Annotated in this window: 2 protein-coding genes; both read left to right on the plus strand. The window is 41.4% G+C overall.

Annotated features, from left to right (window positions below):
* The first annotated feature begins 239 nt into the window (after positions 1-239).
* Positions 240-1,244 carry a hypothetical protein gene (locus QUB52_RS21935; RefSeq protein WP_332970322.1) on the plus strand — a complete coding sequence of 335 codons (1,005 nt, stop codon included), beginning with the start codon at positions 240-242 and terminating at the stop codon, positions 1,242-1,244.
* Between the two features lie 336 nt (positions 1,245-1,580).
* Positions 1,581-7,031 (plus strand): trifunctional serine/threonine-protein kinase/ATP-binding protein/sensor histidine kinase, encoded by a 5,451-nt coding sequence (locus QUB52_RS21940; protein WP_332974767.1) that lies wholly within the window; start codon positions 1,581-1,583, stop codon positions 7,029-7,031.
* Positions 7,032-7,545 lie beyond the last annotated feature (514 nt).

Below are 7,545 nucleotides of genomic sequence, written 5' to 3' on the forward strand. Positions count from 1 at the left end.
AAAAAAGAAATAATAAATAAAAAATCCGTATTTTTACGAGTTGACAAACGGGTTTCTCTAGGCTTATAATAATGAATATAAAATCTTTCCTAAAAAAGCAATCGCTATAATCGAAATCACACAACATCAAATTTTAGCTCGCATTGACCCAGAGAGGTGCATCATTATCGATCGAAAAATTCGTATACATAACGAATAATCGATTATCATCAAAGCATTACGGAGTAAAGACTAAATCCATGACTACTTATCCCTATTTCGTGCAACCAACATCATTCGATTCATTGTCACCTTCGGTAGACTTATCTGTTTCCTTCGCCCAAAAGTATTTGCAACAGATGAAAAGCAGTGACTCTGCACCTGTTGTTAACGATAACTTTCTCGAACGACGGCGTGCCCAAATCGCCAAAAAAATGTTGGAATCGCTGCGTTCTGTAAGTGCAAAATCCTGGACTAGAACCGAAGATTTGCTGTCGCAAGTATTAGTTCAACACGGAATTGATACCGATTTAATCGATCCGTGGCAGATTTCTGGTGGGATTCATCAAGTCTACAAGTTGGCGATCGAAGCCTATGCTCAGCAACTACCGCCCCATAGTATTGTCACCAAAATCAGCCCAGTGCTCGGACAAGTCCGAAAGCAAGTCACAGCAATTGACCCCCGCGTGATTGGCTTTGTAGCCATGCAATATCACTACACAGGAGTGCAGTTGATGGAGTTGCTTCCCGACGGTGAACAGGAAAAGTTTGCTAACTACGTCAAGATTCTCGACGATCATCTGTATATGCCACTGCAACGCGCCTACAGTGCGGCGGGGAAGCATCCAGCGGATTCGGTGGCGCTGCAATCTGTACAGTTGCTGATGCCGGTGATGACCAAGATTTCTGAACGGATAGTCGATCGCGTAAATCAATTATACCCGCGCTATCGCTGTCATTCTGGGCCGCTCAACACTCCAAATATCCGCACATCTAGCATCCGCGATGTCGAGATGTTTCAAGTTTATATGTGGGTTTGTCTGCTCGAAGGGAATCTGCACGCCCTAGAGACAGAATTGTTTCCCCTGTGCGTGATGATTTACCCTAAACTAAATGTGAATTGGGGACTTATCAGCAAAATGACTCACTTACTGCGTAAGGAAATTGGGGCCTGTCTGTCACCCGAGCAAGCGCAGTATTGTGAACCATTCTACGAGATTCTGCGCCGTATGTTTTCAGCGGAAGTTTTTCCTAATACTGATTAATATCGCTTCTGTGAATGTCTCATCAACGGCTAAAATTTCATCTCATACCATTTTTAAAAAGGTGTGATAGAGATACAATACCGCCAGACATTGATAATTCTGTCTTTGAGTTTTTACATAAGTCTTGCATAACTTTAAAAAAATGGTATCATAAGTATCTCTGGCAATCAGGCTGCAAAGCTCTCAAAGCTCTGTCCAGAAATATCTTTTGGGTTCCTGACTTGTTAACAGTCTAGGGTCAGCCAAGCCGATCAAGCCCCTAGATTAATTAAATCAAGGGGTAAATTATAGTTAAAATCATAGTACAAAATACTTTAACAAAAAAGAGCGATCGCTATGATAGAACTAACTGGGTATCAAATTTTCGATAGAATTTACTCAGGCACTCGCACTATAGTCGATCGCGGAACTCGCCTCTGGGACAAAAAACCGGTCATCATCAAAGTCTTGCGGAACGAGTATCCCAGCTTCAATGAACTGTTGCAATTTCGCAATCAGTACACCATTGCCAAAAACCTGATTTTGCCCGGAATCATCCAAACTTACAGCTTAGAGCCATACCAAAACAGCTATGCGCTGATAGTCGAAGACTTCGGGGGAATTTCTCTGACAGAATGGACGGGAAAAGGGAAAACCGTTTCCTCTATGGTGGAGTTTTTCCAAATTGCGATCGATCTCGCCAATACATTAGATATACTTTACCGCCACCGCATCATTCACAAAGACATTAAACCCGCCAATATTTTAATTAATCCCCAAACAAAAGAAGTCAAACTCATTGACTTTAGCATCGCATCTTTGCTGCCGCGAGACACCCAAACTCTGATGAGTCCCAACTTATTGGAAGGCACACTAGGCTATTTGTCTCCCGAACAAACGGGCAGGATGAATCGTGGCGTTGACTACCGCACAGATTTCTACTCTTTGGGCGTGACTTTTTACGAATTGCTAGCAGGAAATTTGCCATTTCAATCTCACGATCCGATGGAATTGGTGCACTCCCATCTTGCCAAACAACCGCCATCACTGTATGAAATTAATCCAGAAATCCCGGCGGTACTCTCGGCAATTGTCAGCAAATTGATGGCGAAGAATGCTGAAGACCGCTATCAGAGCGCATTAGGATTAAAGCACGACCTCGAAAAATGTCGGTCTCAGTGGCAAAAAACAGGAAACATCGTTTTGTTTGAATTGGGAGAACGAGATCTGAGCGATCGCTTTACCATTCCCGAAAAACTTTATGGACGGGAAACAGAAGTAGAAACCTTACTTAATACCTTTGACTGCGTAGCCAATGGTTCATCTGAGTTAATGCTAGTCGCCGGGTTTTCGGGGATTGGAAAAACCGCTGTTGTCAACGAAGTCCACAAACCGATTGTCCGCCAGCACGGCTATTTCATCAAAGGCAAATTCGACCAATTTAACCGCAATATTCCCTTCTCCGCTTTTGTCCAAGCATTTCGAGATTTAATGGGACAATTGCTGAGCGAAAGTGATGCTCAGTTGCAGGTTTGGAAAACGCAGATTCTGGAAGCTGTTGGTGAAAATGGACAAGTTATTATTGAAGTCATTCCCGAATTAGAACGGATTATTAGTCCTCAGCCACCAGCGGTGGAACTGTCGGGAACATCTGCTCAGAATCGCTTCAACTTAGTATTTCAAAAGTTTATCCAAGTTTTTACAACCCAAGAGCATCCTCTGGTAATATTTTTGGACGATTTGCAATGGGCTGATACGGCATCTCTCAAGTTGCTGCAACTTTTGATGGTTGAATCTACAGCAGGCTACTTGTTAGTTATAGGTGCTTATCGGGATAACGAAGTGTTTGCCGCGCACCCGTTGATGCTGACTTTGGAAGCGATCGCCCAAAGCGACTCGATAGTTAATACAATTACGTTACAACCCCTGAGTGATGCCAGCCTGAATCAGTTGGTAGCCAATACGCTGAATTGTTCGAGTGCATTAGCGCAACCACTCACGAATTTGGTATTTCAAAAAACCCAAGGTAATCCCTTTTTTGCCACCCAATTTCTGAAAGCTCTGCATCAAGATGGCCTCATTAACTTTGATGCTCAATTAGGGCATTGGCAATGCGATATCGCCAAAGTGCGAGCGGCCGCATTGACCGATGATGTCGTGGAATTCATGGCGTTGCAGTTACAGAAACTACCAACAGCGACCCAAACTATCCTCCAACTAGCAGCTTGTATTGGCAACTCTTTTGATTTGTCTACTTTGGCGATCGTTTCAGAGCAAACAGAAGCCGAGGCTGCCACTCACCTATGGAAAGCCTTGCAAGAAGGGCTGATTCTACCCCAAAATGAAGTTTATAAATTTTATTTGGGAACAGTTCAGACAACCGATACTACTCATGAATCCGTAGTATATCGATTTTTACACGATCGGATTCAGCAAGCTGCCTATTCCCTGATTCCAGAATCACATAAAAAAGCCACACATTTAAAAATTGGTCAGCTTTTGTTGACAAAAACACCTCAATCAACCCATAAAGACAATATTTTTGATATTGTTAATCAACTCAATATGGGTGTTGAAATAATGACCGATCCAGAGCAATTAAATCATCTCGTCTCACTAAATCTATTAGCAGGAAAAAAAGCCAAAGCTGCTACAGCCTACGCAGATGCTGCCAGATATTTGAATATCAGTTGGGCGTTACTAGAATCTGATAGTTGGCAAACTCAGTACGATTTAACCCTGGCTGTTTATCTCGAAACAGCAGAAATAGAATACATTAATGGTAATTTTGATCGACTAGAAAGCTTGGCTAAGATGATTTCAACCAATTCTATAAATTTGATCGACAGTCTCAAAATATATGAGCTGCAAATTCAATCTTGTCAGTCACAAAGTATGATGACAAAAGCGATTGATACAGGTTTAGAAGCATTGGAAAAGTTGGGAATTAACATCGATGCCAGTATCGGCGATCGCGCGATGCCAGAATTACCTCGATTTGAAGATTTAGACAAGATTCCAGAAATGACTGATCCGCAGCAACTCGCCACGTTGCGGATTCTCATGGCACTTTTTCCTTCCATTTATATCGCCAAACCCGATATGACTCGTCCCCTGATCTTAACGATAATAAATTTTACCATTGAAGGTGGACATTCTGCATTATCAGCTTATGCTTATGTGCTCTATGGCACGATTCTCTGCGTCGAACCTGGAGGCATCGATCAAGGATATTATGCCGGAAAATTAGCGTTGAAGTTGTTAGAACAATTTCAGGAAACCGCACTTAAAGCCAGAGTTTATAATTTATTTAATGCTCTAATTCGATCGTGGAAAGAACCAGCCAAAGCTACACTAGCCCCTTATATAGAAGGATGCCAAAGTGGTTTAGAGACTGGGGATTTGGAGTGGGCTAGTTATAATGCCATGCACTATTGTAAGAATCTTTTTTTAACTGGGGAGAGACTAGAAATAGTCGAGTCTAAACAAGCTCCTTACCTCGAATTACTACTCAAAAACAAGCATGATTTTGCCTTGTCTTACGCGAAAATCTGGGCGCAAGCTACCTTGAACTTACAAGGCAAATCTGCTGACAAGCTGCTATTGATTGGAGAGAATTTTGATGAACTTTACTTCCTGCCACTTTGGCAAAATACGAACAATTATATGTCCTTATTTGCGCTATGTGTTGCCAAAGCAAATATTTTATATTTATTTAAGGAATATGGGAGTGCTTTAGATTTTACTGTGCTGGCTGGCAAATATATGCAAGCTGCGATCGGATCGCTCGCGAGCGGTGTTTATAATTTTTATCACTCATTGATTCTGCTCGCCGTCTACCCTCAAGCTGAACCGAGCCAGCAGCAACAATATATGCTGGCGATCGAGCAGAATCAAGCAAACCTCCGAGAATGGTCTGATTGTGCTCCGCAGAATTTTCTGCATAAGTATTTGTTGATTCAGGCAGAACAAGCACGAGTATTTGGGAATGTGCTTGAGGCAATAGAGTATTATGACCAAGCAATTCAAGGTGCAAAAGATACGGGATATCTTCAAGAAGAAGCCCTCGCCAACGAACTAGCGGCCGAGTTCTACCTCGGCTGGGGTAAAGAAAAATTTGCAACAGGCTATCTACAAGAAGCCTACTATTGCTATGCCCATTGGGGAGCAAAATCCAAAACAGATGACTTAAAAAAACGCTATCCCCAGCTTTTGACTGCTATCTTGCAGAACCCACAAAATCAATTGATCCTCAACGAAACTCTGATTTCAAACAGCAATCGCTCGTCTATTTCTCATCAAACTATCCCAAGCACTAATTCTAGCAGCAGTAGCATTTCTGAGTGTCTAGATTTTGCCAGTATCCTCAAAGCTTCCCAAGCTTTATCTCGTGAAATTCAACTGGAGCAATTGATTTCCACCTTAGTGAAAATCGTCATGGAAAATGCCGGAGCAGATAAATGCGATTTAATTTTACTAAAGGATGAGAATTTAGTTATAGAAGCCACGGCTGATTTAGGCGATAAAACGACAGATAATAATTTTTGTGTAATGCAAAAAACGCCTGTTAAATCAAGTAAAAATCTCCCTCATTCTCTTATTAATTATGTGTTTCGCACTCAGGAAACTGTAGTCATTGATGATGCTGCTCATAGTTATCTAGCCTCGGATGCTTATATTCTAAAGCACAAGCCCAAAAGTTTATTGTGTACTCCGATCGTCAATAAAGGCAAATTAATTGGAATTCTCTATTTAGAAAATCGCTTAACCCAAGCGGTATTTAATCGCGATCGCCTGCAAGTGATCGAACTGCTGATGGCCCAAGCCGCGATCGCCCTAGAAAACGCCCAACTCTACAGCCAATTAGAGGATTATTCCTACACCCTAGAACAAAAGGTAGAAGAACGCACCCAGGAGTTAGAAGAAAAAGCAACTCAACTCGAAGCCAGCCTCCAAAAACTTTACGCCACTCAATCCCAACTCATTCAAACAGAAAAGATGTCAAGTTTAGGACAGTTGGTTGCCGGAGTTGCTCACGAAATCAACAATCCTGTTAACTTCATTCACGGCAATCTTACCTATGCTCATGGATATATTACATCTTTAATTAAGTTAATTGGGTTATATGAAGAACTTTCTCCTCAACCCCAACCCAAAATTCAAGCTAAAATTGATGAAATCGACCTAGAGTTTATCATTGAAGATTTACCGATGATCCTAGCTTCGATGACGACAGGAACCGAGCGCATTCGCCAAATAGTCGAATCTCTGCGGAACTTCTCTCGCCTTGATGAATCTGAAATTAAACCGATCGACATTCATTCAGGAATTGATAGCACTTTATTAATTTTGCAGCATCGACTGAAAGCTAGCGAAAAACATCAGGAAATCCAAGTAATTAAAGACTATGGCAAAATGCCTTTAATCAACTGTTACGCATCGGCACTTAATCAGGTGTTTATGAATATTCTGAGTAATGGCATAGACGCTTTGCGACAACAGGAGAACGGAGCTAATTTTAAGAAAAATAAGAAAAAACTGACTCTGACGCTTCAGACTGTGGTCGATCGCGATCGCAACGCGGTGATTCGTATTGCAGACAATGGTATAGGGATAGAACCGTCGGCGCTCAATAAGATATTTGAACCGTTTTTTACCACAAAACCTGTGGGTAAGGGTACGGGCTTGGGACTGTCAGTCAGCTATGCGATTATTGTCGAGAAGCATGGAGGTAAGATCGAGGTTAACTCAACGCTTGGAGAGGGAACAGAATTTGCGATCGTCATTCCTATTGACAAAAAAAATTAGTAAATAATTGCTCTGAGCTCATTAAACACTCTTAATTGTAACCGACCTTCCGCAGATATTCAGACAAATTTAATGGTTTTAAATTTGGAGGCATGAAACCATGAAATAAATGGCATTGCTGATTTACGGTAGGAACGGCTAAATATGCCATAAAAACCATTGTCCACAAAGCTTCTGGATTTTTGCCTAGTTCTTTTTCATACCCTGATTAAGCAACGCCAGATTAATACTACTAGCCAGTCAGATCAAGAAGAAATATCAAAGATATCACTAGAGACAATTCTTAAAGAGGCATTACCAGTATTTTTGTCTTTGTTGGTAATATATCTCTTGTATAAATATTTTTCCGCCTATCCTCTAACTGATTTTTTATTCTCTCTCTAAACTCTCTGATTGCCGAGTTCACTAGCTCAACTCCCTGGTCAGCTTAATAATAGGGTAAGGATTCAGGTAAAAAATAGTTGATTGAGAGCCGAAAAATATGGTAATGTAGTCAGATGAGCGAAAAGCCAGA

Source organism: Microcoleus sp. A6-C6, from assembly GCF_036705955.1.
Taxonomy (GTDB): Bacteria; Cyanobacteriota; Cyanobacteriia; order Cyanobacteriales; family Microcoleaceae; genus Microcoleus.